The organism is Flavobacterium johnsoniae UW101, assembly GCF_000016645.1.
Classification (GTDB): Bacteria; Bacteroidota; Bacteroidia; order Flavobacteriales; family Flavobacteriaceae; genus Flavobacterium; species Flavobacterium johnsoniae.
Genome location: NC_009441.1, coordinates 5,347,405 through 5,374,147, shown reverse-complemented (window position 1 = coordinate 5,374,147; position 26,743 = coordinate 5,347,405). Strand labels below are relative to the sequence as shown.

At 34.2% G+C, this 26,743-nt stretch carries 22 protein-coding genes and 1 pseudogene; 9 read left to right on the top strand and 14 right to left on the bottom strand.

The features are described from left to right. The first annotated feature begins 74 nt into the window (after positions 1–74). The 3 genes from FJOH_RS23030 to FJOH_RS23020 all read left to right on the top strand — a co-directional run bounded on the left by FJOH_RS23030 (position 75) and on the right by FJOH_RS23020 (position 1,830). Entirely contained in the window at positions 75–653 is a 579-nt protein-coding gene (locus FJOH_RS23030) for a PhnA domain-containing protein (RefSeq protein ID WP_012026425.1), read from the top strand. Positions 654–729: 76 nt separating this feature from the next. Next, positions 730–1,125 (top strand): DUF983 domain-containing protein, encoded by a 396-nt coding sequence (locus FJOH_RS23025; protein WP_012026424.1) that lies wholly within the window; start codon positions 730–732, stop codon positions 1,123–1,125. A 318-nt stretch (positions 1,126–1,443) separates the two neighbouring features. Further along, positions 1,444–1,830, top strand: a complete 387-nt coding sequence (locus tag FJOH_RS23020) for a DUF983 domain-containing protein (protein WP_044048564.1) — start codon at positions 1,444–1,446, stop codon at positions 1,828–1,830. 199 nt (positions 1,831–2,029) lie between these two features. On the opposite strand, the gene FJOH_RS23015 is transcribed toward FJOH_RS23020, so the two are convergent. The 5 genes and pseudogenes from FJOH_RS23015 to FJOH_RS22995 form a co-directional block, all read right to left on the bottom strand. After that, positions 2,030–2,626 (bottom strand): methyltransferase domain-containing protein, encoded by a 597-nt coding sequence (locus FJOH_RS23015; protein WP_012026422.1) that lies wholly within the window; start codon positions 2,624–2,626, stop codon positions 2,030–2,032. Then, positions 2,623–2,994 (bottom strand): glycine cleavage system protein H, encoded by a 372-nt coding sequence (locus FJOH_RS23010; RefSeq protein WP_012026421.1) that lies wholly within the window; start codon positions 2,992–2,994, stop codon positions 2,623–2,625. The genes FJOH_RS23015 and FJOH_RS23010 overlap by 4 nt, the downstream gene beginning before the upstream one ends. An 11-nt stretch (positions 2,995–3,005) precedes the next feature. Further along, positions 3,006–4,094: a glycine cleavage system aminomethyltransferase GcvT gene (gcvT, locus tag FJOH_RS23005; RefSeq protein ID WP_044048562.1), complete on the bottom strand. Its 1,089-nt coding sequence runs from the start codon at positions 4,092–4,094 to the stop codon at positions 3,006–3,008. Between the two features lie 22 nt (positions 4,095–4,116). Further along, positions 4,117–4,497: a glycine cleavage system protein GcvH gene (gene gcvH / locus FJOH_RS23000; protein WP_012026419.1), complete on the bottom strand. Its 381-nt coding sequence runs from the start codon at positions 4,495–4,497 to the stop codon at positions 4,117–4,119. Positions 4,498–4,727: 230 nt separating this feature from the next. Beyond that, a pseudogene (locus tag FJOH_RS22995) lies at positions 4,728–5,195 on the bottom strand (phosphoenolpyruvate carboxykinase (ATP)); the annotation flags it as partial. Between the two features lie 221 nt (positions 5,196–5,416). Here FJOH_RS22995 and FJOH_RS22990 point away from each other — a divergent pair. Together FJOH_RS22990 and FJOH_RS22985 are read left to right on the top strand one after the other, a co-directional pair. Beyond that, a complete protein-coding gene (locus FJOH_RS22990) occupies positions 5,417–6,112 on the top strand; it encodes a Crp/Fnr family transcriptional regulator (protein ID WP_235023047.1) in 696 nt (231 codons plus the stop codon). A gap of 187 nt (positions 6,113–6,299) precedes the next feature. Continuing rightward, complete coding sequence (locus FJOH_RS22985) at positions 6,300–7,028, top strand: YoaK family protein (RefSeq protein WP_012026416.1); 729 nt, start codon at positions 6,300–6,302, stop codon at positions 7,026–7,028. 695 nt (positions 7,029–7,723) lie between these two features. On the opposite strand, the gene FJOH_RS22980 is transcribed toward FJOH_RS22985, so the two are convergent. The 9 genes from FJOH_RS22980 to FJOH_RS22940 all read right to left on the bottom strand — a co-directional run bounded on the left by FJOH_RS22980 (position 7,724) and on the right by FJOH_RS22940 (position 14,837). After that, on the bottom strand, positions 7,724–8,194 hold the full coding sequence (locus FJOH_RS22980; protein WP_123875713.1) for a DUF1097 domain-containing protein: 471 nt from the start codon (positions 8,192–8,194) through the stop codon (positions 7,724–7,726). A 46-nt stretch (positions 8,195–8,240) separates the two neighbouring features. Then, a complete protein-coding gene (locus FJOH_RS22975) occupies positions 8,241–8,981 on the bottom strand; it encodes an SDR family oxidoreductase (RefSeq protein WP_012026414.1) in 741 nt (246 codons plus the stop codon). Between the two features lie 143 nt (positions 8,982–9,124). Then, entirely contained in the window at positions 9,125–9,520 is a 396-nt protein-coding gene (locus FJOH_RS22970) for a hypothetical protein (protein WP_123875712.1), read from the bottom strand. 13 nt (positions 9,521–9,533) lie between these two features. Then, entirely contained in the window at positions 9,534–10,286 is a 753-nt protein-coding gene (locus FJOH_RS22965; RefSeq protein WP_012026412.1) for an SDR family oxidoreductase, read from the bottom strand. A gap of 203 nt (positions 10,287–10,489) precedes the next feature. Next, entirely contained in the window at positions 10,490–11,416 is a 927-nt protein-coding gene (locus FJOH_RS22960) for an AraC family transcriptional regulator (protein WP_012026411.1), read from the bottom strand. A gap of 119 nt (positions 11,417–11,535) precedes the next feature. After that, positions 11,536–12,216, bottom strand: a complete 681-nt coding sequence (locus tag FJOH_RS22955) for an NAD(P)H-binding protein (RefSeq protein WP_044048556.1) — start codon at positions 12,214–12,216, stop codon at positions 11,536–11,538. A gap of 23 nt (positions 12,217–12,239) precedes the next feature. After that, a complete protein-coding gene (locus tag FJOH_RS22950; protein ID WP_012026409.1) occupies positions 12,240–12,749 on the bottom strand; it encodes a dihydrofolate reductase family protein in 510 nt (169 codons plus the stop codon). A gap of 82 nt (positions 12,750–12,831) precedes the next feature. Further along, complete coding sequence (locus tag FJOH_RS22945; protein WP_012026408.1) at positions 12,832–13,599, bottom strand: helix-turn-helix domain-containing protein; 768 nt, start codon at positions 13,597–13,599, stop codon at positions 12,832–12,834. Between the two features lie 377 nt (positions 13,600–13,976). Then, complete coding sequence (locus tag FJOH_RS22940; RefSeq protein ID WP_235023048.1) at positions 13,977–14,837, bottom strand: efflux RND transporter permease subunit; 861 nt, start codon at positions 14,835–14,837, stop codon at positions 13,977–13,979. 803 nt (positions 14,838–15,640) lie between these two features. Here FJOH_RS22940 and FJOH_RS26380 point away from each other — a divergent pair. The 4 genes from FJOH_RS26380 (at position 15,641) to FJOH_RS22920 (ending at position 26,734) form a co-directional block, all read left to right on the top strand. Further along, positions 15,641–19,159 (top strand): RICIN domain-containing protein, encoded by a 3,519-nt coding sequence (locus FJOH_RS26380; protein ID WP_012026406.1) that lies wholly within the window; start codon positions 15,641–15,643, stop codon positions 19,157–19,159. Between the two features lie 839 nt (positions 19,160–19,998). Then, positions 19,999–21,699 (top strand): DUF6377 domain-containing protein, encoded by a 1,701-nt coding sequence (locus FJOH_RS22930; RefSeq protein WP_012026405.1) that lies wholly within the window; start codon positions 19,999–20,001, stop codon positions 21,697–21,699. Positions 21,700–22,173: 474 nt separating this feature from the next. Then, entirely contained in the window at positions 22,174–25,245 is a 3,072-nt protein-coding gene (locus tag FJOH_RS22925; protein WP_012026404.1) for a SusC/RagA family TonB-linked outer membrane protein, read from the top strand. Further along, complete coding sequence (locus tag FJOH_RS22920; protein ID WP_235023049.1) at positions 25,223–26,734, top strand: RagB/SusD family nutrient uptake outer membrane protein; 1,512 nt, start codon at positions 25,223–25,225, stop codon at positions 26,732–26,734. Before FJOH_RS22925 ends, FJOH_RS22920 begins: the two co-directional genes overlap by 23 nt. Positions 26,735–26,743: the final 9 nt, after the last annotated feature.

Genomic DNA, 26,743 nt, shown 5'->3' with positions numbered 1-26,743 from the left:
ATGGACAGTGAAGAATATATCAATTTAGAATATGTTCTGAGAAGTCTTTAAAGTTTATTTCTAAATAAAATAAAATGAAATTAGAGGAATTGCTAAAAAAGAGAAGCGGAAATGTATGCGAATTAAGTGGTATCAACAAAAATCTAATTGCCTATGAAGTTCCACCGGCTCAAAATAAAGGGGCAGACGGTTGGATTTTAATCAATGAGAAATGCCTTAACCAAATTGAAAAAAAAGAGGAGTTAAATGATGTTTTCTGGAAAAATTTTCTATCGACATCAATGTGGAGTGAAGTATCGGCTGTACAGGTGGTTTCATGGCGTCTGCTTAATCGGTTTCGCAATGAAAGCTGGGCTGCTGATGCACTGGATATGATGTATTTAGATGAAGAAAATCTGGAATGGGCAAAAGCAACTGGAGATCATACCGATGACGGGACCATTAATTTCCACAAAGATAGCAATGGCAATATTCTGCAAAATGGCGATACGGTCACCCTTGTCAAAGATTTGGATGTAAAAGGTTCGTCTTTAAATGCGAAAGTCGGCACAGCAGTTCGAAACATCCGTTTGGTCCATGATAACCATGAGCAGATCGAAGGGAAAATTGACGGACAGGCAATAGTGATCTTAACCAAATTTGTAAAGAAATAAATTACTGTCAGAGTTGTTTGGCTGCAAACAAATTTTGCTTAAATGCTCTGAATTTAGCCTGAGCAGCATAAATAAAATGAAAATGAACTCTAAAATACAGTCATACTATATGCTTAAACTTAAATGTCCCAGATGCTATAAGGGGGACTTATTTATTAATCCGGGACTGTTTGTCATGACCAGATTTCTTAAAATGCACGAAAAGTGCAAAAAATGTAATCAGGATTTTAGGATAGAACCTGAGTTTTATTCAACTGCCTTATGGATTGGTTTCCCAATAGTACTGATTGTTTTTATACCTCTGCTATTTTTCGGGTTATATTTAAATGAATATTATGGAATTTCTTTAAAGGTAATACTGCCGATTTTCCTGATTTTATGTTTTTTATTACAAATCCCCATAATGCGAATATCCAGGGCTATTTTACTTCATTTAACTTTTAAATATTTTGGATGGCACAAGAAAGAATAATTTCACGCAAAAATTGTAAACTATTATATATTACAGGAAAGAATTCAAAAATATTATTCAGAAATAAAAGTATCTTTTTAATTAGGAAAACCTATTAAAAAAAAGGATAGCAGGCAGAGTTAGAGATGCTTAAAAAAAGTAATAGAACAGTTAGTAAGGAAATATATATTGGTCAGTTAAATTAAAGGGAGGATTTTATGGTTCTGCTTAAAATTCCTTCGTCTTTTAAGATAAGCCTTGCAGGTTTATTTGGTATATACATAATTTTTAAACTAAACCACAGCTCATGGACTTGTGCTTAAAATCGATTATCAGCAGATGAAAAAAGGATCTAAATTAAATAGCATTTTAACAGGGAACTGTCCTAAATGCCAGAATGAGAACATGTATTTGGATAAAAATCTATTGCATTTAGGTTCGGTTTTAAAAATGCACGAGAAATGCAGCCATTGTGGGCTAAGGTACCAAATAGAGCCTTCTTTCTTTTTTGGCGCAATGTATGTAAGTTATGGATTGAATGTTGGGGTAGGAATTGCAACTTTCATTATTTCATATGTTATCTTTGAATCGAGTATAAAAACATCCTTTATTGCAATTATTGCAGTACTGATTATTTTATTTCCAGTATTATTGAGATTATCCAGAAATATTTACATAAATATGTTTATCTCCTATGATCCAAAAACAGCTATAAAAGAGAATTAGTAAAAAAAACACCTAACTTAGAAAAGGGAGAGTCTTTATTACTCTTCCCTCTTAAAAATTAGCCATCAGAACATTGGGGATATTCTTTAGTTTTTCTAGTAACCTAAAGGATTATGGTGTAATAAATAAAATATTTTGTAAAGGAATTAGACTTTTACCTCAGTATTACATTGGTTTTAATCCTGAAAGGTCTACTTCTTTAAGATGCTTTCTGCCAAAAGACCAATACGCCTCCACAAGCAGCATATTGTAATTCAAAACTATCTGGAATTTCTTCCCAGTTACTCCAATAAGTAACTAAACGCGTTCCGATTGGTGTTTGCTCGAGCTGTTCTTTTACATATCTGGAATAGGAATAAAACAGTTCTCTCTCCGGAAGTATTGTTTTGTCAATTGAGCATGAAGAATCTATATTTTCATAAAAGGGATTATAAAAATAAAAGGCTTCATAAGCAGAGAAGGAAATTTCATTGATGTTGGAATGAATAAATTCTACGTTGGTTATATCGTGCTTGTCGGCAATTTTTTTTGATAACTTAATGAGAGATGCTCTTTGCTCCACGCCATAAAACCTGCCTGTTGTAGAAGCTGCTCCTACCAGGCAAAATTTTCCAGCTCCCGAGCCTATATCCAATACTTTTTTATACGGCTTATCAACCAAATATTCAGCTGCAAATTTAGCTACTGCAACCGGAGTCCAATGACGGGCTGCAAGTCTTTTTATCCTGGTTGGATATAGTTCATTAAAGGTGCTATCCTCAACAGCTATTTTTAATTTAAGGAATTTAAATATCATTGTATAAGTTCTATATATTCTTCATTAGTTAATAATCCATAATTACTGACAACTGTTGAAACTCTTAAGAACCAATTATTGTATGGATCTCGATTGATACTTGAAGGGTTGGTATCCAAAATGACGTTCGTGGCCATAACCTTGCAATCAATAGGGGCAAGGAGGGAAAAAGTTTGATTAAGTCCATAGATTTTTCCCCATTGCATTTCTTTTTTCATGTGTTCACCGGTAAATTCGAGTTCAATTAAACTGATTTCTCCAATTTCTTTTTGGGCAAAATCAGTAATACCGACAAAATAATCGTATAATCCAACTTGTCTTAACCACAAGTGATTTTTAGTATAATATAGCGATTTAGGAATAAACATATCTCGAAGATTTAGATTTGAACAAAAGGAGTCTGAACAATAATTGCCTTAACTGGTTTGTTTCTGATATTGATAAAAATCTCACTGCCAATATTTGATTTTTCAGCAGTAACATACCCCATTCCTACAGCCTTTTTTAAAGTAGGCGACATGGTACCCGAGGTAACGGTGCCTATAATTTGCTGGTTTTCATCCCAAATTTCGTAAGCATGACGGGGAATGCCTTTGCCAGTCATTTCAAATCCTACTAATTTCCTTGTTACTCCATTTTCTTTTTGAATTTTGAGAGAATCACTTTGAATAAATTCTTTAGTGAATTTAGTAATCCATTCCAGTCCGGCTTCTAATGGCGAAGTCGTATCATTGATATCATTGCCATACAAACAGTATCCCATTTCCAATCGCAGTGTATCCCTGGCAGCGAGTCCAATAGGCTCAATGTTATACTCTTTTCCTGCCTCGAAAATGGCATCCCATAATAGTTCTGCATACTTATTCTGTACATATATTTCAAATCCGCCTGCCCCGGTATATCCGGTGGCAGATACTATAGCATTTGGAATACCTGCAAATTCGCCTATTTCAAACGTATAATATTTCATCTCATTCAAATTGATACTGGTCAATTTTTGCAGGGATTTTGCGGCCAAAGGGCCTTGAACAGCCAGTAGGGAAATTATATCGGAAAGGTTTGTTATGGTAAGATCTAAATAATCAAGGGCTATAGTACTTATCCAGTCCCAGTCTTTTTGGATATTTGAAGCATTTACCACCAGTAAATAATCCTTTTCACTCATCATATATATCAGCAGATCATCTACAATACCGCCAGTTTTATTTGGCATACAGCTGTATTGTATTTTTCCAGGAAAAAGCTTTGAGGCATCGTTTGAACTTATTTTCTGAATGAGTGCCAGGGCATCTTTTCCCTGTATAAGAATCTCCCCCATGTGGGAAACATCAAAAACACCTACAGCATTTCTAACGGTTTCATGTTCATGATTTACACCTGCATATTGAACCGGCATTTCATAACCGGCAAATGGGGTCATTTTCCCGCCAAGGTCATGATGAATTGCATTAAGGGCTGTTTTTTTGATATTTACGCTTTGATTTTCCATATCATAAACCTATTAAGGATGCGTAGGTATCGGATTTCAGTAATGCATCAATTTCTGTATTGTTTTCAATTTTTATTTTAATCATCCAGCCCTCATCATAAGGATCGGAATTGACCAATTCGGGATTTGTTTCTAATTTAGGATTCAATTCCAGAATTTCCCCTGTAAGCGGAAGGAAAAGGTCAGATACCGTTTTTACAGCTTCAACTGTACCAAATACCTCATGCTGGCTTAATTTCTCCCCGAGGGTTTCTATTTCAACATAGACAATATCACCTAATTCGTGCTGTGCAAAATCAGTAATTCCAATATAGGCTGTATCATTTTCGATTTTTACCCATTCGTGGTCTTGTGTGTATAAAAGGTTTTTAGGTATTTCCATTTTTTATTGTTTTTTAATTTTGTTTTGTTTTTCCGGACACGGAACATTCCCGTATGCACAATAGATGCAGCATTGATGTGGCTCGGTTATTTCAAAAACTGCACTGCAGAACACGCACCTGCTGCTTAATGTTTTACCTTTGAGCAGTATTCTCTCTGTATATTTAGAGCAGCATTCTGGACACTGCAGTATGGATTTAGTGACGATAGGACTATCCAATTTTAGCTTAGTTATAGATTATATTGAAGGGTAACAGGTGCTCCGCTGCGAATTTCTTCATTGGCAAAATTTTCAAAAGTTTTAAAATTCGCTACAAACTGATCTGCAAGATTCTGTGCCATTGTATCATAAACTGTTTTATCATTCCAGGTATTTTTCGGGTTTAAGATTTTCGAAGGAACACCGGGGCAGGAAACAGGCATTTGTAATCCAAATACAGAGTGCTCTGTAAAATCTGTTTTCTCCAGTTTATTTTCCAATACAGCGGTAATCATTGCCCTGGTGTAAGAAAGCTTTATACGCTCTCCAACCCCATACGCTCCGCCGGACCAGCCAGTGTTGATAAGCCAGACATTTACATTATTTTCTTTTAGTTTGCTTCCCAGTAATTCTGCATATTTTGCCGGATGCAGCGGTAAAAAGGGTTTGCCAAAGCATGCAGAAAAAGTGGTTTGGGGTTCAGTTATCCCTGCTTCAGTGACCAATATAAGTTCAGATAAATTCCAATGGATTTTTTTAGAGGCATTAATACCAATACCTTTCAGTTGTGCTATATGTTTCATGATTCTCAATTGAGATAAAATTTTATTTTAAATTGTACAAAAGTAGACAGATTTGAAATCGATTTAGTTGATTAAAATGGTATTTAAAACTTGATTTAAATCAAGTTTTAAAAAGACATGGAAAAAATATTGTAACTTTGAAATTAGCTATGATTTCAAAATTTATCTTCAATAATCAGTATGTTTTAAACGAGTTGCCTCAATGTGACAAGGATCTGCTTGAAAAGGTAATGCAAAGTAAAAAATATGTTAAAAACCAGACAATATTTACTGAGGGGACATTGCCTACAGGTATTTTTTATATTCAAACCGGTAAAGTCAAAAAATACAAGGTTGATAATGAAGGAAGGGAACAAATTATTTATATCTACAATTCAGGAGAGTTTTTTGGTTATACAGCCATACTAAGTGAGCAGGCATATGGAGATACCGCCGTGGTTATTGAAAATTCAGTTATTTCATTTATACCAAAAGACGATTTTTTTAATGTCCTTAATAATTCTGTAGTATTTTCACGATTGCTTTTAAAATGCCTCAGTTATGAGTTTAGTGTGATGGCAAATTTGATGGCCGTTTTATCGCAGCGAACCGTAAGAGAGCGAGTAGCCCTTAGTTTATTGATTCTACATGATAAATATAAAATAAATGATGACCCAAAAGATGTTTTTATTACACTTTCAAGGGGAGATTTAGCCAATATGGTAGGCACTGTAAATGAAACCCTGGCAAGGGTACTACATGATTTTAAAAGTGAAAATCTTATTTGGATGGAGGGACGTAAAATTCAATTAATGAATTTTCAACAACTAACCCATATAGCCAATTTTTATTGATGATAATGCTATAAAAATTAAGCAATCTGGCTTGCGAAAAATAAAATTTTATTTGAATTTCGATAGTTATTTGTTTGCAAGAATAATTAACACCTAAAAAAGAGTACATAATTCATAGAAGAAACGTATTTGTAATATAATGCTTTGGTAGTGAAGAACTATTCAAATTTATAAAAGGATTATTAAAATGTTCAAACATCTGGGAAAAAAAAGAAACTTAAAACATAATCTAAAAATTGCTTCTCTACTTTCGTTTGTTGCAGGAATGGTTAATGTTGCAGGTTTTTTTTCAGTTCAAACCCTCACAACAAATGTCACCGGACATTTTGCGTTTTTTGTAGATGAAATTTTTAAACTTGATTTCTTCACAGCATTTATCTACTTCGGTTATATATTTTTCTTTTTCTTGGGGTCTTTCTCATCAAGCTTTCTGATGGAATTAGTAGTCCGCAGAAGAGAAAATATTGTACATCTCATTCCAGCTTCTATTGAGATTGGAATTTTATTTTTTATTGCCACCTTTGGAGATGATCTAATTGCCACCTTTCCCAATCTAATTTCTTTTACATTGCTTTATGCAATGGGATTGCAAAATTCATTTGTTACTAGGATCTCAAATTCTATTGTCCGGACTACCCACTTAACGGGCTTGTTTACCGATTTAGGTATTGAGCTATCTCAACTTTTCTTTTACTGGGAACAAAATAAGAAAGCCGAACTTTTTTCTTCAATTAAGTTGCGGATTACAATTATCAGCTTTTTTTTTATTGGGGGCATCATAGGAGGTGTTTTTTATTCAAGAATAGGACTGCAGGTTTTATTTCTTGGTGGTTTTGTATTACTAGGGGGGCTAATTTATGATAATATAAAACTAAACTTAATTTTATTGAAACGGAAATTTAAAAATAGAAAGTAGAGATTAAGACTATCAACTCAAAAAACAGATTGTAATTCTTTCGAGAAGTATTTTAGAGGGGTCTTGATGTATATATTAATACAGTTTCTAACCTAAGTTTCTTAAAGTCTTATTTTACCGGATTAGTGGATTTCAAAAACACTATGTGCCACGATTTTGCCATAAAACTTGAAATCGCGGCTTTTGTAATTTTTTTGCCTCTGTTTAATATATTCGAACTGAAAGCAGTTAACCCTTTATTTTGCTTAATTCCTAGTTTCGAAAAGGTCATGCGCAAAGATGTGGCCACGAAATTTAAATTTAAAATATTTTAGACAAAAAGAAACTTTTGAATAGATTACCTTGTTTAAAATGAATTTTATAATTTCGTTTTGTTTAAACGTAAAATTAAGAAAAAAAGAAAAACTATTCGAGATTTTATGTAAATATTGACTGTCTTAACTTTTTGTGGCAAATTCGAAGGCTACTCCAAGATAACTAAGTACTTCAATGTACTACTATTGTTAGTCTTTGTTTTGAAATTCAATTTATAGATATTTAGTTAACATGATATTACTCGAAAACATTCAAATTAATAAAATTGAAAAGTGGTACATTGAAGTATATAGTTGTTCCTGATTTTAATTTCTAATAAATTTAGATAATCGTTTGAAGGGAAAACATATCATAATCAGAAAGTGAAGAAGTGTTCTTGTCTAATGTCCAGGAGCAGATTGAATTTTATGCACTGCAGTATCGTTTAAAAAGGCAAAAATGAATCCGAAAATAAGCGGTACTCCCAGTTCTAAAAGTGAAAGAGGCTCAAGTTTTGGATGAATACCAAAGAATACGATAAGTCCTAGAAACCAAGCAGGGATAGTACTTAAGCTTTTTATTTTTGAAATGTAAGCCAATGAACCAATAAAAATAAATATGGATACAGGCAGGCCAATTGCCCCGAGATAACTGCCCAAAAATATTCCGGTTAATTGGATCATGGCGCCCATTAAAATCCCTAAAATAATTTGGATAAAAGCAAATGCTGAGTTTTTAATATTTTTTCCAAAAATGTAATAACTCACCCAGGCAATAAACATAACCCAGGTTGGCCATTGGGCCGCGAACGATATGGAAACAGCAGCTGCTCCAAAAAGGCCAAAAATGATGGCGGTTTGAAAAGTTTTCATGAGCATTTATATTTTTAAGTTTTATACTAATTAGTATGTCTGTGAGTTAGGCCATTCCGCCATTAACTCCAATGTTTTGAGCCGTAATCCATTTGGCATCGTCGCTGGCTAAAAATGCAACTGTCTGTGCAATATCTTCCGGTTCTCCAAGACGATTAAAAGCAGAAAGTGAAGCTAATCTGTCTATAACTTCCTGAGGTTTTCCGTTTGTAAAAAGCTCTGTATTTGTTGGACCCGGAGAGATAGAGTTAATGTTGATTCCTCTCGCGCCAACTTCTTTAGCCATTACCCGGGTTAATTGTTCAACTGCTGCTTTTGTAGCGACATAAGTGCTGTATGTAGGCAGCATAATTCTATTTACAGAAGTAGAAAAATTGATAATACTTCCATTATCAGCCAATCTTGTAGCTGCTTCTCTAAGGGTATTGAAAGTACCTCTTACATTGATATCAAATTGTCTTGTAAAATCTTCATCTGTGGTATCTTTTATCAATTTGGTAATCATAATACCAGCATTGTTTACCAATACATCAATTTTACCGTAGTGAGCAATAGCCTTATCAAACAATGTTTTTACTTCGTTTGATTTACTAACGTCTGCCTGAACAGCAATAGCATTGCCTCCGGCATTTTTAATTGCATTCACAGTTTCTTCTGCAGCTTGCAGGCTGCCAGAATAATTAACGATAATTTTTGCGCCTCTTCCGGCTAAATTTTTAGCTACTGCTGCACCAATTCCTCTGGAAGCTCCTGTTACCAGAATTACTTTGTTGTTTAAACTTTTCATAGTTATGTTTTTTAATTTATTTGTTGTTTTAATTTGTTGATACAAAGGTTGTTATTTTTTAATTTTTAAAAATGCAAACCCTAAAGGATTACTTATACATTTTAAAGATTGCTTCTAGGGTTTATTCTTAAAAAAACAAAACCTTAATAATTTGCCTGTCCGATATCTAGTCTTGTAATTTTTCCCTCTTTATTGATTTGAAATTTGAAATAAGTTTTAAAATTGCCCCAGAGATCACTATGAAATTTTCCGTAAATGTCAAGTGAATTGTTCTCTGTTTTGTCAATCGAAGTAAATTGTTCATGTCCTAATGCTCTTCTAAAAAAACTTTTAAAATTCTTTTTACTCCCATCATCATACAGTTGGGCATTTTCACTAAATAATGAAAACCATGCAATTTCATCGGCATTTTGCAAAGCCTCAATGGCTTTTTTTACCGTTTGATTCTTTATTTTATCTAAATTCACTTTCTCTAATTTATTTGTGGGATGCCCGCAGGCAAAACAAGTAAAAAACAGTCCCATTATTAATGTTTTCATAGACGGTTTGATTTTAGTTTGTAGCTCCGCCATTTACCAATAAGTGTTGTCCGCTTACAAAAGAAGATAAATCACTTGCGAAAAATTCAGCCGCATTTGCTACGTCTTCCACTTCTGCCAATCGTCTCATCGGGCAGCTGTCTAACAATTGTTTTCTTAGTTCCGGATAGCTGTCTGCCTCTGCAAATATTCCTGAGTGATCTACAGCAAATGGGATAATTGAGTTCACTGTTACACCTCGATGTCCTATTTCTTTAGATAAAATATCGACTAAATATCTTGGCGTAGTTTTGCTTCCTCCGTAAACAGCCATTCCGGGAACGGGGAAAGAAGTAGTACTCGAAGCGATGTAAATAATTCTACCGTTATCTTCAATGTGTTTCGCAGCCTGCTGAAGCGTAAAATAAGTTCCTTTAGTATTAATAGAAAATACTTTATCAAATTGTTCTTCTGTAAATTCAGTAACAGGAACTTCTACCATTTCGATTCCTGCATTGGCCACTACAATATCAATTTTTCCAAATGCCGCTTTTGCCTCAGCAAACAATCTTTCCAAATCGGCCACTTTGCTCACATCAGCCTGAACAGCAATTGCTTTTACCCCCATTGCTTTAATAGTGCTTAAAACCGCATCTGCCGAAGCTTTGTCTTTCGAATAATTAATTACGATGTCTGCACCCATTGCAGCATATCTTTCTGCAATTGCTTTTCCTAATCCTCTAACTGAGCCTGTAATTACTGCTGTTTTGTTGTTTAATTTTTTCATGATTTTAATTTTTTAAATGATTTTAAAATGTTGTTCTAATTTGACAGGACAAATGTATGGCGGTGGTAAGCGTCGAATATTGCAAGGAATAAAGCATTGCATGCAAATTTTAAATATTTAGAATTTGCAGCTGTCGTTTTTCTGAAATTGGTTGAGGCATTAATAAAAAAAGCCTGCAAATTTAAATTTGCAGGCTTGATTTTTTAGTTGGAGATGTGTTCCTTCCGGTATAGGACAGGAGAGGTATTGGTATGTTTTTTAAAGTAATTGCTAAAATGAGCCGCTTCTGAAAAACCAAGCAGGAAAGCAATTTCTTTGATCGAGATTGTTGAATTTTGTAGTAAAGATTTGGCTTCTGATATTGTTTTATCGGCAATCCATGTGGCGATAGGTTTTCCTGTTTTGCTTTTTATTACCGTGCTTAAATAATTGGGATGCAAATTTTGAGTATTGGCATAATCCTGCACTCTAAAAACAGTCTGAGTTTTACCGCTGCTTAAATCGCGATAATGCTGTTCTAATGTACGCTTAAAATCTTTTACAATCTGTGAGGAGCGATTACCTTCATATATAGGATTATAATCTTCCCAAAAATATTCCTTTATCTTTATTAATAACACAACAAACAAGCTGCCTATTATTCTGTACTTATATCTGGAATTGTTTAAATATTCCTTGTGAATTTGAAGATAGAGTTGTTCAATTTGCTGATAAAACGCAACATTCAATATTTTGGGCTGTACCGTTTCGGTCAATAAAAACGAAAATTCATTAAAAACATCCTGATGTACATTTTCTTTCAGGAAAGTTTCATCAAAACAAATTAAATAAATTTCATCAATTGTGTTCCATTCAAAGGTTCTGTAATTACTTGGATTTGTAAAATAAATAGATCCAGGTTCAGTCAGGAAAGTTTGGTTGTCAATTGTGTATTGTCCGGAACCTTTTTTTACAAATAGGAACGAAAAATAGTTGGGCCTAAATGGAGGCGATTTATAAGGCAGCTCAAAACCGACATCGTTTAAATTAACTACAGCGAAGCCGGCTTTTGGGTCAAGCATATCTACTGATACACCTAATTCGATGTACAAATCATATAATGACCTTGTGGCGGTGTCTTTTTCACTCATTGTAGACTCATTGGAATGGATTAATACAAATCTACTAAATTTGGGCCTTAAGAAATTATGTGACTCATTTTATTTCATTTAGAAAATTAAGTTAGAGAAAAAAGTTTAGCATTATTTTTTTATACCAGTGTAATTTGTTCTTTAGAATTAGAGTAAAATTTCATCTCTTTCCAATTGTAAATCTTAACTTTTTCTGTCTGATTTAAAGAAGCGTTATTCATTGCTTTTGCAATTTCTTTTGCGTCGATTTCTTTGTAATCAGTCTGTCTGCCAATAAAAACAGGATGAATAAGTTTCCATATTTTCATTCCGATTTTTTCGAACGGACGTTTATCTTTTCGATTTCCAACAATCATAGTAGGTCTGAAAATATGGGTGAATTCAAAATCTAATGCAATAATGTCTCTTTCAGTTTCTCCTTTTGTTTTTATGTACCTGAATTTTGAATTTGGATTTGCTCCGGCTGCTGTTACCAGAAAAACAGATTTTGCTCCATTTTCTTTTAATATTTTTGCTGCTATTACAGGATAATCATGATCAATTTGATAAAATTCATCTGAGTTTTGTCTGCTGTTCTGAATGGCACCAAGGGCAATAAAAACAGTATCAGCACTAATTTTTTCAATTAAACCAGGCATTGAATTAAAGTCACCTATTAAAATTCTCAACTTAGAATGAGTACTATTTAATGGTTTCCTTACAACAATAGTTACTTCTTCGTAAATCGGGTTGTTTAATAATTTTAAAAGCAATTCAGAACCAACAAAGCCACTGGCTCCAAATAATACCGCTTTTTTCATTTTATTGTTTTCTAAAATTGACATTATTTTGTTGTAAAGTGCAGTTGAACAATATTTTCTGCAATTACTTTATTTTCTTTTATTTCAAGAATTTTATCAGCTGGTATATGACTAACAAGAAGTGCTCCTGCAGCTGTTAAAATGGGAAGATAGTTGATGTAAAATTCATCTGCATGTCCTTCTTTTAGAAAAGATTGATAGGTATAGGCACCGCCGGCAACAAATATTTTTGAATATCCTTTTGCTTTGTAAAATTCCCTAACCGCATCAATATTCTTTAGAACAGTGACTCCTTCGAGTTCTTCTTCGCAGCTAGATGAAAGTACTGCAATTTCCACTCCTTTAAAGGCTTCAAGAGCATTAGCATTATTAGAAAACAGACGATATGTATTTAATCCTATCACCATATTTCCTGTTTGATGAGCTAAACCCATACAGTCCTGCAATAACTCGACAGGTATTTGATAATTGTCTTCACTTGTCAATAAAATTAGTCCGTTGGCTGAAACGGCTACATAAATAATTGTTTCCATTGTTGAATATTTTTGAGCAAAACTATACTATAGGATTGGCATAAAATTGTACACAATGGACATACAGGAAATAATTAGGAAATTAAATGGAGCAGAGCGGACCAAAATATTTGGCTCTTAAACCGGATAATTTTTTGAATTCTTTTGCAAAATGGGCCTGATCGTAATAACCGGATTGATATCCAACACCTGTCAATGAAATAGTTGTTTCTTGGATTATCAACTGTTTGGCTAATTCAAATCGGGCCAGTCGTCTGTAAGTTTGAATATTGACCCCTATAATCTGCTTAAACATTCGTGATAAATGGCGATAGCTTATCTCGGTTCCTAAAGTTATTTTATATTCAGGATTAGATTGAATAGCTTTTGCAAGTTTTGCAAAACAGGAAGTCTGTTCAGTAGTTTTGGTTAATAGACCGATAAAAAAAGTGTCCAGTAAATTTTGTCTTGCTTTGATATTTTTTACCAATTGAAGTGATGTGGAAAGGGAAGCAATAGTCTCTCCAAATATATCTTTTGCATCAATAATAGTATTGGTTATAAAAGAAGTTTGCGTAGTACTAAAAACAGTCAAAAGAGCAGGAGAGCAATGAACTATAATTGTATCAATATCATTTTCCTCGGGTTGTATTACATGAATAACGTCATGTAATCCTGCTATAGCGACAACTGGGCTTAATTTGTCGTTTAATTTTGTCTTTTTGAAATTAAAAATCAATGAAGCATTAGCACTTGGCCATAGATTTTTCTGCAATAATTTTTTACTTGAAGAAGAAAAATGAATGTATTGATGGATATATGGCAACAATTCGTCTTTTTCAGGAGTATTTATTTCATAGTGATACTGCATGGTGTTTTCTGATTCTTTTACAAGATTTATGGACAACTAGTAATTATATCTAAGGTAAGGTTTTAAGAAGTTGGATTTCCAGAAAAAAACTTTTAACAAAATTACTAATTTATTTTGCTAATAAATCAATTGAATAAACAGGAGATTTGTCATGATGCTGAAGATTTTACTATGTTTTTTGTTAAAGCATCCACTAACGAAATATGCGTGAATTGATTTGTCATTTTTAGGATTGCAATTTTTTGCATCTTTTATTTTTTGGTGGTTGCATCTAATTGTTTTAGGCCCTTCCTTTGATAATTTCGCAAGACCAATCAGGGCTTGCGAAATTATACAGTTCTAACAGGAGAATTATCTTAATTTTAAAAGATAATATTTTACAGTGTTTTTATACTCGGGGGCATCAATTTGTATACTATCGGTGTCACAATTCTTGATAGCAGCGTTGAGCTAATCAGTCCGCCTATCATCACTACTGCCAGCGGGGAAATCAACGGATTAGTTGACAGCGCAATAGGCAGCAGGCCACCAATAGCTGTCAGGGAAGTCAACATGATGGGCAGAAAACGGACTTCACCGCCTTTACGTATAGCGTCTTCCACTGACATTCCGTGCATCCTGAGCTGATTAGTAAAATCAACAAATAAGATAGAGTTCTTAACTTCGATTCCCACTAAGGCAATTAAACCAATAGTTGCCACAAAACACAGGGAGTTACCAGTTACCCAAAGGGCTGTAACAGCGCCCACAATTCCCAAAGGTATAACCGATAAAACAATCAGTGTTCTTTTAAAAGTTTTGAATAGTAAGATTAAAACAGCAACAAAGAGAAAAATGGTAATTATAATAATGGTTTCAAAACCTCCAAAGAATTCATTTTTAGACTCGAACTCACCTCCCATAGTATATTTATAACCTGAAGGAAATTTGAAATTATCCAATTTGCTCATTAAGTCTGTAATAACATTGTCTGTCAGGTGATTTTTATCAACAAAAGCAGTGATGGAAACAGTTCTTATTTTGTTTAAATGCTTAATAAATAAAGGAGAACTTTCCATGGTTAAAGTTGAAATCTGTGACAATGGAACAGCTTTACCGGTTGTAGTATTTATAAAAACATTATCCAATGAATTTAACGTCGCCCTTTCGTCTTTTGGTGTTGTGATTACAATATCCCGATCGTCGTCGTTTTCATCTGTCTTGTTATTTTTTTGTATAATGTGGCACGATTCAACCAAGATAATTTTCGCCGTTTTTATCAATATTGAAACTTCCACAATGATTTAAATCCGTTTAAAATTTCGTTATAATAATTAATTGATTCAGATACATAGATATACATTTTTACAACAAACTAAGACAAATATTTTTTTGAAACCCTTTAAGCGATACGACAGAGAAGTCAAGAATAGTAAATATTGACAAAATAATGAAACGGTATGAAGGAATTTAATAATAAGAGTCATTAATATGTATATAACAAAGAGCTATCAATACCAATTAAATTTTAAGATTTGATATTTTTCTACAACGAGTGATGATCTACATTTTACCCCATATAATTTGTTATTTTATATTTCCTGTTTACTCATTGTGGCTAAATTATGGGGCTGATTGATGACAAGAACAATTTTCTAGTTGTGTTTACCATAAAATAAAAGTCATCTGGGATGTATTACTTAGGATAACTTCACTAGAAATATTTCTATATATATATGAGCATCATTTTTTTTTAACTAATTGATATATTTTGTTTTAATATTTATTTGTCAATGTTTTTTCTATATGTTTTTGAAACTCTGTACTCCCTCATTTATTTTTTAATTCTTTTGTATATACAATTAAGAGAACTGTATTCTGTTCCTTTCTTTATTGTTGAACAACAGTATGTTACTTCATAAAGGGAGAGCCAGATCTGCTCTAAATTGTATGACTTTACTAACCACAAAAAACAGCAGGAATATTGTCTTATAAATTTCAAGAGATATGTTCTGAAATGTTCTTATTTAAAACTGCTTTCTAACCCTCTAAACCAACCAAAATGAAGAAAACACCTGTTTTAATTTTATTGCTAATTTTATCCTTAGTATTGTCTTTACAAAAAGGATTTTCCCAAATCAATCCGTATAAGGCTCCCTTGTATTGGAATCCGTATGAATATAATCTTATTAAAAATGATTATATCCCTGAAGATGAATGGAAAAAAAACATTGATTGGGTCAATGACAATCTAAAATCATATGGGTACAATATGATTTGTATAGATGGCTGGGGAGATGACTCAAACTATACTCAGGATGGTTACAGAACAACACATTCCTCGAATTGGATACATGATTATAAATATTGGGCAGATTATTTAAAAGCCCGCGGAATGACATTAGGTATGTATAATAATCCTTTGTGGGTAAATAAAAAGGCTGCTGATGCAGGAGTTAAAATTAAAGGAACCAATATTCCGTTATCAACGCTTCTGAACCCTATTGAAGGTCAGGAAAAAATATTTAACTGGGTTCAGGTTAATAAGCCTGGGGCAGAACAGTACATTAAAGGTTATGTACAATATTATGCCGATATGGGTGTAAGTTATTTAAGGATTGATTTCTTAGCCTGGTTCCAAACGGGGGCGGATAAAGGAGACTTCACATACGGTCCGGCAAGATCAACCCAAGACTATGAAAAAGCATTAAGATGGATTCGCGAAGCATGCGATGAAAATAAAATTTTTTTGAGCCTGGTGATGCCCGAATTAATTGATAATGCTGTTTCTGAGAATAAATACGGACACATGATTCGAATTAACGAAGATCTTGGAGATGGAGGGTGGAACAGGTTTAATAATTTAGATCGAGGCATCCGTCATAGTTGGTGGTCTCAATATTATAATACTTTTGATGGATATACCTATTGGTCATTTATTTCAGGACGAAAGAAATTAATTCTGGATGGAGATTTCATTAGATTAAATTCACTGGCCAATGACAATGAAAAAAAAACGGTAATATCGTTACATTTAATGGCGGGAGGTCCTTTGTCTATAGCGGATCAGTATAATTCCATTGGACAAGATATTTCTTATTATCAAAATGAAGAAATGTTAGCTTTAAATAAAGATGGCTTCGTCGGGAAACCATTATTTACGAACGATCCAACAAATGAATCGAGCCAGGTTTGGGCTGGACAAATGTCTAATGGAGATTGGATTATTGGTTTTTTTAATAGAGAGAATGTAACTAAGAGCCGCACTTTGGATTTCAATGTGTCTCTTGGTTTTTCAGGTAATGCATCGGTAAGGGATCTTTGGACTCATACAAATTTAGGAAGCATGTCTTCTTATAGTATAAACGTGCCTGCGCACGGTTGCGTGATTTTGAAAGTTGTACCAATAAATCCGCAGCCAGATATTTTATCAGGAAACAATTATTTTATTAAATCAAAAGCGAATGGTAAAACAATAGCTTACAACACCCAAAGAGATTCACTGACCACAAATAATATTGATTGGGATAAATCTGAGCAAAAATGGCTTTTTACCTTTGAAAAAAATAAGGAGTATAGTATTACATCATTGTCCGATAAAAAATCTTTTGATGTTGTTGAACAGTCTATTAATGACGGAGCAAAAATTCACACATGGCAGTATTTAGGATTAAACAGCCAGAAATGGGATATGGTTCCTGATGGGAACGGTTATTATAAAATCATAAACTCCAATAGTAATAAAGCTCTTGAAATGGATACAGTAAGGGGAATTGTAGTTCAATCAGGCAGCATCGGCGATAGTTCGCAATTATGGACTTTAGACCCCATTTTCGATCACCTCACTTTAGTCGGTCCAGCATCACCAACAGGCAGCTGGACGAAACCCGAAGGTACTGATGCAACCGATTTTAAAGAAAGTACCTTCGGCTCTAATATCTGGACATTCACAGGATATTTAAACTTGGGGGAGATTAAAATTCATGCGAAAGCAGGTGGTTTTGTTTCAGGCAGCTGGACTAGCGGTTCATGGCTCCAGGCAAAAAATAGTAATGCCAATTTTCTGACCGCCAATGAATATGTGGTAGGAGGTGCTGACAATAAATGGAATGTTGCGGCTCCAGGGCTGTATAATATTAAAGTAAATTTGCGTGAGAAGAGCTTAGACGTAAAAAAAATAGACTATGATTATATGACCCTTGTAGGCCCGGGATGCTCTATTGGAAATTGGGTCACGCCCGAAGGAGATTCAAGTACAGATTTTGCAGAAACTGCCCCTAACTCAAATATCTGGTTTTTTAAAGGGAATTTAAATGCCGGAGAGATTAAGATCCATGTAAAATTAGAATCTGATTTTATTGCAGGTAACTGGCTTGATGGATCCTGGCTTCAGGCAAAATCGGCAAATGCCGATTTTCTCACTCAGACAGAATACCTGATTGATGACAGCAATGATTATAAATGGAATATTGAAGAATCTGGGTATTATATTGTAACTGTTGATCTGAATGTAAATAAGATAACGGTACAGAGAAAATATTTTGATTATATGACTTTAACGGGACCTGGCTCTCCAACTGGAGGTTGGAACAAACCAGAAGGAGATATAAACACAGACTTTATACAAACGTCTCCTAATTCGAACATCTGGACTTTTACAGGGATGTTGAAGGTGGGCCAGGTTAAAATTCATGCAAAAATTGGATCGGTTTTTATAGCTGACAACTGGCTTGACGGTTCTTGGCTGCAGGCGAAAACCAATAATGCTGATTTCAGAACTGCTGCAGAGTTCATAATTGACAGCAGCAACGATTATAAATGGAGCGTTGCACAAGCTGGTCTGTATAAAATTACAGTCGATCTGACAAATGGACTCTTATCAGTTAAAAGATTGGATTATGATTATATTACTTTAGTTGGTCCCGGTTCCCCATCAGGGAGCTGGACCAAACCTGAAGGTGATATTGCTACTGATTTGGCCAGAACGACACCAGGCTCGAATATATGGACTTTTACAGGTGCATTAAATGCGGGTGAGATCAAAATTCATGCAAAATTGGGAACAGATTTTATTTCCAATAATTGGGAGGATGGGAACTGGCTGTATTCCGACGCTGTTAATGCTGACTTTCTTACTGCTGCGAAATACCGTGTTGATGGGACTGATACAAAATGGAATATTGCGGAAACAGGTGTTTATAATATTACGATTAACCTTGCAACAGAGCTCCTAACAGTGCAAAAGGTAGATGAAAACAATATAATCTTACAAAAAAACTCCTTAAATAATAAAGAAGTATCTTTAGATGGTAATGAAGTTTCAGTTTTTCAAAGTGACATAGTTGTTTATCCCAACCCAACTTCAGGCCTGTTTTCAATACAAATTAAACGTCCAAAATCTGCAAAGGCTACTGTATGTATATATAATTTAAATGGACGAGTTCTACAAAAGCGAAATATTATTTTTTCAGAAGAACGCCAAAGTTTCGAGTTTAATATTACTGGTGCCACATTTGGAATATACTTGATAAGAGTTGACTGCTTAGAGGGCATGACACAAAATCTGATTTTGAAAAATTAGCATTATTTTAATAACACCAAAACCGCCTGATGCCTTGGAGGCGGTTTTTGCTTTATTTTACCTTCTTTCTATTTTTTTTTAAATCACTTATTGAAATAAACATACTCCAATAATTGATTAGGATTAATGTAGCGGAATCTATTTAAAATATTGCAAAAGATGGAGGTACTGGCGGAAAGAAACGTAAATGTGAAAATTTGATCCAATATATGGTGGTGAGAAGAAGGGATGTCGAATTAGCTTTCACTGGATCGAAACTTTAAAAAAATAGAATGAATTAAGATTTTAGATATTAGGAAATGTTTTGGATTTTTTACACTAGCATACAGAATGGTCTTAAAAGTTATGGCCAATGCAGATAGGAAACGTGCTGTAAGTTTGATAATCTGTATCAGCTTCTTTATGTGTTAAATTATCTTATTCAATTTAAATTCATTAAGATATTGGTTTACTGTTAGTAATGTAATAAACTTGTTGCTTTTTTGACAACAGGCTTTATTATATCTGCAGTCCAATCTATTATATAAAGTGATGAGTTTAAGCAGGAAGTAATTTGTCAGACTTGCTGGGATGCATCGAAATCCCTATAAATTTCCCAGATCGATTTTGAAGACTTTCAATCCGGATTTACTTCTGTTTTAGAAACATAAAATAATTGGATTAAAACAATGAAAAGTATTTTGTGAATATACAATTGTCTTTTCAAGGACCATCGTATAAGCTGTACTTTTGTATATTTGATTTTTAAATTGTAATATAATAAAATTTTAATGCTAAGGAAAAGAGAAATCTCAATAGAAGAAGAGAACGAAAAATACAGCGTCAGGTTTCCTTCATTTATGATGGATACTTGTAGTTATTTTATAAGGCAGTTTATTAGTAAGATTACTATCGTGGTATTTTTTTTATTGCTGCATCCACAGCTATTTTATGGCCAAGGCGGCGAGTTGCTAAAAAGGCTTGATCAGGTTATTGACTCTTCATCTCTCTATGACAGCAATAAAGGAAGAATCATCAAGAATATAAAAAACAAACTGAGGCATAACAAAGATGGTCAATATAGGGAAGTGGAATTAAATCAGCAGCTTTTCGACCAATATGTAGTTTTTAAAAGAGATTCAGCTTTTAATTACGCTCTGAAAATTAAAGCTTTATCAGAAAGTATTAATGATAAAGCTTTTTTGATGAAAGCTAATATTAATTTAGCTAACATCAGTGTTGCAGCCGGAATGTACAAAGAAGGTTTAGATTATCTGGATTTGATTAAGCCTGAAGAAATAAATAACGAAAACGGATCTTTATACTATGGTTTATTGGGACGATGCTATGGAGATATGGCGGAATATAGCAGTATTCCATTTTTTAGCAGGAAGTATAACAGGCTCGCTAAAGAATGCCGGATTAAGGCTCTTAATTTAACAACGCCGGGGACTTTCTTTAATTCTTTTTTAAAATTTTATAACGAGTATAAAGACGGTAATTTAATTATAGCAGAGGAAGGGTTTCAATCTATGTTCAATTCCAATATAAATAGCAGAGATGAAGCATTACTAAATTATATGTTAGGGGAAATTTGCAGAGAATCTGGAAAAGCAGACCGAGCGATTGATTACTACAGCAAAGCCGCTATTGCAGATATACAAATATCAACAAAAGAATCTTTAGCATTAATAAGGCTTTCAGAGCTGCTGTTTAGAAAAAAGAACCTGCAGAGCGCATCTTCACTAGTCAAAAAAGCATATGATGATGCTGTGTTTTACGGCGCTCAGCAGAGAAAACTGCAGGTTGGGGCGATTCTGCCACTTATTGAAGAAGAGATAGTACAGAATATTGAAAGAGAAAGAAAACGTCTTTATATTCAATATATTGGAGCTATTGTTTTTTCCACAATTGTAATTTGCTTCCTAATCTTAACTTTTATCCAATTCAGAAAGATTCAAAAGGCAAAGAAAATAATTGCAAGCGCTCATAGTGATCTGCAGAAAGTAAATAAACAGCTTGTAATTGTTAATGAAGAGGTAAACGCCAGAAATAAGCAAATAGAATCAATCAATAACCGCCTATTCGAGGCTAACAAAATCAATGAGGAGTATATCGGTTTCTTTTTTACTGAGTATGATGATATCTTCGAAAAGTTTAATGACTTTATCTCTTCTATAGAAAAAGATATTGATTCTGGCGATTACGTTAAAGCGAAATATCGTGTATCGAGATATGATCTGAAGAAAGAAAAAGAAAAGCTTTTAAATAATTTTGATACTGCCTTTATTAATTTATTTCCAAGTTTTATTGAAGAATTCAATTCCTTGATGAAACCAGCGGAGCAGATTAAGCTTAAAGACAATCAAATTCTTAATAAAGAATTGAGGATTTTTGCACTAATCCGTTTAGGAATTAAGCATAATGAAAAGATTGCCCAGATTTTAGGCTATTCGGTTAACTCTATTTATGCTTACAAAACAAAAGTCAGAAATAAATCAATAATCGAAAATGAGGGATTTGATAAAAAGCTGATGAAAATGACTTCTATTAAAAACTAACTTTATAATTAGTTATTCTAACTAATTCCCGCTAACTATACTAGCGGGATTTTTTTGTGCTTCGATTTTCTTTTACCCTGTTTGAAGATGAGAATAATTAGTTTTTTATAGTAAAATATTACATAATATGTTTTTTTATACCTAAATAATTATTGTATTGGAATTAAAAATCTATATGATTATTTGAGCTGTTATTTTGTTAATTGACTATAAATAAGTCAGTTGTGTTTTTTGTTTCCTTTTTAAAACCGTATTTTTTCTATACGAATTCCATATAAGCTTTTTTCGGATATGTTTTTTTGTTCCTTTGCTTTAATCCATGACAGATTTTGGATGCGCTAGTTTTTTAAAGGCCTTATAAAACTCAGTTGAAATATCAATATAAATATTTATGAAATAGCATTATTATTAGAGGACCCGTCCTTACTTCAAAAAACAATTACTAACAATATTACTAACCAAACAAAAAAATAAATGAGATCATATCATGAAATTGATGTTCAAAGGGCATCTATTAAAGATTTTGTCCTAATTCTTTTTATACTTGTTTCACTCTGCGGCAGCAATAATGCTTTCGCTGTTGTTCAACAACAGGGGGGACCTGCATTAAAAAGTGTACAAAAAATTCTTTCGGGCACAGTTTATAATGAAAAGCATGAGCCCTTGCCTGGGGCAACAGTAATAGTAAAAGGGACATCAAACAGTACAACCACAGATTTTGATGGCAAATTTTCTATTAAGGTAAACACAACCGATGCTGTATTAGTTGTCTCTTATGTAGGATATGCTAATAAAGAAGTTTCTGCAGTAGATAACAATCTGGAAATTCAGCTGGCGCCTGAGACAACAACACTAACAGATGTAGTTGTAATTGGGTATGGAAAAGCCAAAGCCAGGGATTTAACAGGATCTGTTTCTTCAATCGATGTAGCTAAAACAAAAAATCAGCCTGTTGCCAATATTGGAGAGGCAATGCAGGGAAGAGCTGCAGGTGTGCAGGTTATTTCGAGTGGAGAACCAGGATCTAATGTCACTTTTAGAGTGAGGGGAACAGGTACCATTGCTAATAATAACCCTCTTATCGTAGTGGATGGAATGCCCTTAAATGGAGGCCTTAACCAGGTAAATATGAATGATGTAGAATCGATCAGCGTACTTAAGGATGCCTCTTCTACAGCAATTTATGGTTCTAGAGGAGCAAATGGAGTTGTGATTGTAACCACTAAAAGAGGTGGAACAAAGGAAGGCTCAACTTTGACTTTTGATACTTTTACGGGGGTACAAAATGCTTCAAATGTGGTAAAGATGCTAAATGCTTCTCAATACGCATCGTTAAATAATGATATGCTGACTAATGGAGGACTTGCTCCTAATCCATTATGGACAAATCCCGCTTCATTGGGAACAGGAACCGACTGGGTTGGAACATTATTCAATCCTGAGATGATGTCTAGTTATACCTTATCATATGGCAATAAAACAAAGAAATCTAATATCTATGTTTCTGCTAATTATTTTAACCAAAAGGGTATTGTTTTAAATACAGATTATGAAAGATTTATTGTTCAGTTTAATTCTGATACTAAGGTGACCAGTAAAGTAAAATTTGGTAACAGTGTTAAAATTGCACACGATATAAAAGAAAGCGGCGCATATGATATCCGTAGCACGTTATTGGCAAACCCTACCCAGCCAATATATGATGAAAATGGAAATTTTACTGGACCTACAGGAAATCCTCTTTATTATGGAGATATTACAAATCCAATCGGAAAAGCCACAACTGTCGAAAGATCAACAAAAGGATATAATCTTCAAGGAAACCTTTTCGCAGAAATCAATTTACTAAAAAACTTAGTGTTTAAGTCTTTAGGAGGAGTAGAGGCAAATATTTGGTTTGACAGAACATGGTCGCCTAAATATTCATGGGGTTCTAATGTTCAGACCAACTCATATCTTTATGAGGGGACAAATAAAAGCATTACGGTTCTTTGGGATAACACGCTGACTTATGATGCTCATTTTGGCGCACATAATTTGAATGCTGTTGTAGGAAGCAGTTCGCAGTCTAATAAGTATGATTTCTTAAACGGCTCTATTCAGAAATTTGCGAGTGATGAAACCCAGCAGATAGACAATGGGACATTACAGCCGACGGTAGGAGGTAACGCTTCTGAATGGGCAATTATGTCTTATTTGGCAAGGGTAAATTATGACTATGACGGCAAGTACTATATAACTGGAACAATCAGAAGAGATGGATCTTCTCGTTTTGGTGAAGGAAATAAATGGGGATGGTTTCCATCAGGTGCTTTATCATGGAGGATTTCATCAGAGAAATTTATGGAGAAAGTAACAGCTATTAATGATTTGAAATTAAGAGTTGGTTACGGAATTACCGGAAATCAGGATATTGGTAATTATGCTTTTTCATCATCGTATAATACGGTTATGTATAATTTTAATAACAATTATGTGAGTGCTGTTGTGCCTACTGTACTTCCGAATACAAATGTAAAATGGGAAGGTCAGGAACAATTTAATGTTGGTCTGGATGCGTCATTTTTCGACAGCAGAATCAATTTAACTTTTGATGCCTATGTGAAAAACACCAATGATATGTTAGTTCCGATGTCGGTGCCGGTAACTTCTGGATATTCAGATATCTATGTTCCATCGATAAATGCCGGAAAAATTCAGAATAAAGGTATTGAATTGTCATTATCAACAAAAAATCTGGTGCATGAATTCAAGTGGTCTTCAGATGTTGTTTTTTCTTATAATAAAAACAAAGTTGACAGTATAAATGGTGATACTCCAATTATAACAGGAAGCACAGGATTGAACAGTACTATTTCCCTAATTCAGGCCGGGTACCCTGTAAACGTTTTTTATGGGTATGTAACTGACGGTATTTTCCAAACGCAAACCGATGTAAATAATCATGCAGTTCAAATGTTAGGTTCTAATTCGGCAACAAGCACAGCACCTGGAGATGTGAGATTTAAGGATCTTAACAACGATGGGATCATTAATGATAAGGACAGAACATTTTTAGGCAATCCAAATCCAAAATTCACCTACTCGCTTAACAATACATTTTCTTATAAGAATTTTGACTTAACGGTTTATCTTCAGGGAGTATATGGAAATGATATCTATAATGCCAACCGCATGTATACGGAATCTATGTCAGTTGCAAATAATCAGACTACGGCAACTTTAGGAAGATGGACAGGCGTGGGAAGCAGTAACAGTATGCCAAGAGCAGTGTATGGTGACCCTAACAGTAATGCCAGAGTTTCTGACAGGTTTGTGGAAGATGGTTCGTATCTGCGATTAAAAAATGTGAGTTTGAGCTATAACTTTCCGGATAGCGTATTCAACAATGTGTTTTCATCGATTCGATTATATTTCTCAGCGCAGAATGTTTTGACTTTCACAAACTATAAAGGATTTGATCCTGAAGTTTCGGCAAACGGTATTGATAATAGCGTATATCCGGTTACAACAAATTACTCTATTGGACTTAATCTTGGATTTTAAAATTATGAAAATGAAACACATAAAAATAGGCTTAATAGTAATGTTATCATTTGTAATGGTACAGTGCAGTGATGATTTTTTAGATAAAACACAACCTGATACTATAAATACTGGAAATTATCCTACCAATGCTGAGGAATTAATTACCATGGTTAACGGTGCTTATCAGCCATTGCAATGGCCAAAATTATATAATTTTAGAATGTGGACCAGCGATATTTTTGCTGGCAATAGTATTGTTGGCGCAGGGGGAGGGGAAGATGGTATTGAAACAACTAACTTGTCTAATTTTGTTACTACTCCCAGCAATGAAGGAGTTCTGGATCTATGGCGCGGGCCATGGCCGGGTATACTGAGATCAAATATTGTATTGGCGGTCGGACCTGGCTTGAATATCGACCAGGCAGTTAAGAATAGGTGCTTGGGAGAGGCATATTTTTTAAGAGCCCAATACTATTTTATTTTAGTTCGTTTTTTTGGTGACGTTCCGTTGATTACTGAGCCGCAAAATTCAAACAGTAATCTTTATCCATCACGTACTTCCAAAGATGAAGTTTATGCGTTGATATTAAGTGATTTGGAAAAGGCTGTTGCTATGCTTCCTACCAAACAAGAATTGTCAGAGGGAGATAAAGGACGAGCCACTAAAGGGGCAGCTTTAGGACTATTAGCCAAAGTGAACTTGACGTTGGGCAAATGGCAGGAAGTTGTTGATTTAACGACAAAACTAGAGACAATGGGATACAGTTTGAATGTTGATTACAGCGATAACTTCAGTACTGAAACAGAAAACTCAAAGGAATCTCTTTTTGAGGTGCAATATGCAGCTAATGCAGGATATGATTTTTGGAGTAATGAAAATCAGGCTTCCTGGGCAAGCACTTTTACAGGGCCAAGAAGTTCTAATATGGTAGCAGGAGCTTATGGATGGAGCCAGCCAACTCAGGAGTTTTTTAACAGTTATGAGAATGGCGATCTTCGTAAAGATAAAACTGTATTGTACCAGGGATGTCCTGACTTTGCTGGCATTCCGTACAGCGCATCATATTCCTTGACAGGATATAATTTAAGAAAGTTTTTAGTGCCCCTAAGTATTTCGCCTTCTTATGATAACAGTCCGCTAAATTTCCCGGTCCTTCGTTATGCTGATATTCTTTTAATGAAAGCTGAGGCGCTTAATGAATTAGGGAACACTTCTCAGGCAGAAGCTCCGCTCAATTTGGTTCGCAAGCGTGCAGGTTTGGCCAATATCACTACAGGACTTGGTAAGATTGATTTTAGGGAAGCTGTTCTGCATGAGAGAAGAATGGAGTTAGCATTTGAAGGTCAAAGGTGGTTTGATCTTATAAGAGTAGATAATGGCCAGTACGCGCTTAGTTTTTTCCACTCAATTGGGAAATCTAATGCTGATCAGCATCACTTGCTGCTTCCTATACCGCAGATTGAGCGTGACAGAAATCCTAATTTATCTCAAAATCCAGGTTACTAAAATTGTAGT

Bases quoted from the DNA above. Each gene is read 5' to 3' on its own strand.
- FJOH_RS22930 (WP_012026405.1), top strand. From the start codon at position 19,999: ATGATGGATACTTGTAGTTATTTTATAAGGCAGTTTATTAGTAAGATT.
- FJOH_RS22975 (WP_012026414.1), bottom strand. From the start codon at position 8,981: ATGAAAAGTTTAAACAACAAAGTAATTCTGGTAACAGGAGCTTCCAGA.
- FJOH_RS22965 (WP_012026412.1), bottom strand. From the start codon at position 10,286: ATGAAAAAATTAAACAACAAAACAGCAGTAATTACAGGCTCAGTTAGA.
- FJOH_RS22955 (WP_044048556.1), bottom strand. From the start codon at position 12,216: ATGAAAAAAGCGGTATTATTTGGAGCCAGTGGCTTTGTTGGTTCTGAA.
- FJOH_RS23025 (WP_012026424.1), top strand. From the start codon at position 730: ATGAAAATGAACTCTAAAATACAGTCATACTATATGCTTAAACTTAAA.
- FJOH_RS22925 (WP_012026404.1), top strand. From the start codon at position 22,174: ATGAGATCATATCATGAAATTGATGTTCAAAGGGCATCTATTAAAGAT.
- FJOH_RS22970 (WP_123875712.1), bottom strand. From the start codon at position 9,520: ATGAAAACATTAATAATGGGACTGTTTTTTACTTGTTTTGCCTGCGGG.
- FJOH_RS22950 (WP_012026409.1), bottom strand. From the start codon at position 12,749: ATGGAAACAATTATTTATGTAGCCGTTTCAGCCAACGGACTAATTTTA.
- FJOH_RS23010 (WP_012026421.1), bottom strand. From the start codon at position 2,994: ATGTTTATTCCTAAATCGCTATATTATACTAAAAATCACTTGTGGTTA.
- FJOH_RS22945 (WP_012026408.1), bottom strand. From the start codon at position 13,599: ATGCAGTATCACTATGAAATAAATACTCCTGAAAAAGACGAATTGTTG.
- gcvH (WP_012026419.1), bottom strand. From the start codon at position 4,497: ATGGAAATACCTAAAAACCTTTTATACACACAAGACCACGAATGGGTA.
- FJOH_RS23030 (WP_012026425.1), top strand. From the start codon at position 75: ATGAAATTAGAGGAATTGCTAAAAAAGAGAAGCGGAAATGTATGCGAA.
- FJOH_RS22960 (WP_012026411.1), bottom strand. From the start codon at position 11,416: ATGAGTGAAAAAGACACCGCCACAAGGTCATTATATGATTTGTACATC.
- FJOH_RS22985 (WP_012026416.1), top strand. From the start codon at position 6,300: ATGTTCAAACATCTGGGAAAAAAAAGAAACTTAAAACATAATCTAAAA.
- FJOH_RS26380 (WP_012026406.1), top strand. From the start codon at position 15,641: ATGAAGAAAACACCTGTTTTAATTTTATTGCTAATTTTATCCTTAGTA.
- FJOH_RS22980 (WP_123875713.1), bottom strand. From the start codon at position 8,194: ATGAAAACTTTTCAAACCGCCATCATTTTTGGCCTTTTTGGAGCAGCT.
- FJOH_RS23020 (WP_044048564.1), top strand. From the start codon at position 1,444: ATGAAAAAAGGATCTAAATTAAATAGCATTTTAACAGGGAACTGTCCT.
- FJOH_RS23015 (WP_012026422.1), bottom strand. From the start codon at position 2,626: ATGATATTTAAATTCCTTAAATTAAAAATAGCTGTTGAGGATAGCACC.